At 45.2% G+C, this 1,329-nt stretch carries 2 protein-coding genes; both read left to right on the top strand.

Annotation, left to right across the window (positions count from 1 at the left end; translation table 11 throughout):
* Window positions 1–812: 3'-5' exonuclease (locus BCT81_RS00580; protein ID WP_157938828.1), on the top strand; the 812-nt coding region annotated here is incomplete at its 5' end.
* A gap of 84 nt (window positions 813–896) precedes the next feature.
* On the top strand, window positions 897–1,247 hold the full coding sequence (locus BCT81_RS00585) for a VOC family protein (RefSeq protein WP_102422972.1): 351 nt from the start codon (window positions 897–899) through the stop codon (window positions 1,245–1,247).
* Window positions 1,248–1,329: the final 82 nt, after the last annotated feature.

Here is a 1,329-nt window from a genome sequence, read left to right on the forward strand (position 1 = left end):
GTGCAACTCAGTACGTCGAAAAAGGTAAGTTTATCTCGCCTTGGAAGTTCATCATGATCGACGAATATCAAGATATCTCTCCTGATCGCCTTGCCTTGGTAGAGGCACTGTGTAACCAGTCTAAAGCGGAGCACCAAGCGTCTATTTTTGCCGTGGGTGATGACTGGCAATCCATCTACCAATTTGCGGGTGCAGACGTTGATTTAACTACAGGTTTTAAAGATCGTTTCGCGAGCTCGACAATTCATCACCTGGATACCACGTATCGTTTCAATAACCAGTTAGGTGCTGTGGCGAATCGCTTTGTGCAGGAAAACCCAATTCAGTTGCCGAAAGAGCTGAACAGCTTCAAGCAACAGAAGCAAAAGGCGGTATACAGTGCGCCAAGTAAAGAAGTTGAGAAGATTCTTGATCAACTTAACCGTCAATCTAAAGGCAAAACTAACAAGTCGGTGTTATTGCTTGGTCGTAACCACTATCACAAGCCAGAATTATTGGAAGACTGGAAGAAGATTTTCACCTCCATTGATATCAACTTCATGACTTGTCACGCCAGTAAGGGTAAAGAAGCAGACTTCGTTATTATCCTTTGCGTGGATGAAGGACAATTCCCAGCGAAGAAGAAGCAACTGCATATTGATGGTGCATTGACTGAATCGTCAGACGTGTTCCCATACGCGGAAGAACGTCGCTTGTTCTACGTAGCGATGACACGTGCTAAAGAGAAAGTGTGGATCACGCACAGTGGCGATGGTTCTGGCTTCGTACAAGAGCTACACGGCTCCGACTACCCTGTAGTCCGTAAAAAGTAGTCGTCTAGCTAGGGTGTCTAGGTAGGGGTTTAAGTCGCATTCGCCTGTATTTTATTTGCAGACATAAAGCAGAAGGACATGCATATGGAACATGGTTCAATCAACTATATCGAATTTGCCGCGAAAGATATTGCAGCGACCAAGGCGTTTTTCAGCCAAGTGTTTGGTTGGCGCTTTGAGGACTATGGTCCTGAGTATTCCGCTTTTGAAGGTAAAGGGTTAATGGGCGGTTTCTACTTGGCTGATTTGTCTTCTGATGCAGAAAAGGGCGGGGCATTGATGGTTTTCTACAGTGAAGATCTCGAACAGACCGAACGTGACGTGCTTAATGCGGGTGGAGAGGTCAATCGTGAAATATTCAGTTTCCCTGGTGGCCGACGCTTTCATTTTCGCGAGCCAAGTGGCAACGAAATGGCAGTGTGGAGTGACAAATAGCCTTTTCTCATGACATCTATACTCAGACAATAAAAATATATTCAGACAAGAAAAAGCCTGCGATTATGAACTGACCCCCAAT

It is taken from the genome of Vibrio sp. 10N.261.52.A1 (assembly GCF_002876325.1).
GTDB lineage: Bacteria > Pseudomonadota > Gammaproteobacteria > Enterobacterales > Vibrionaceae > Vibrio > Vibrio chagasii.

Excerpts from the sequence above, each read along its gene's own strand:
- BCT81_RS00585 (WP_102422972.1), top strand. The coding sequence starts at position 897 with ATGGAACATGGTTCAATCAACTATATCGAATTTGCCGCGAAAGATATT.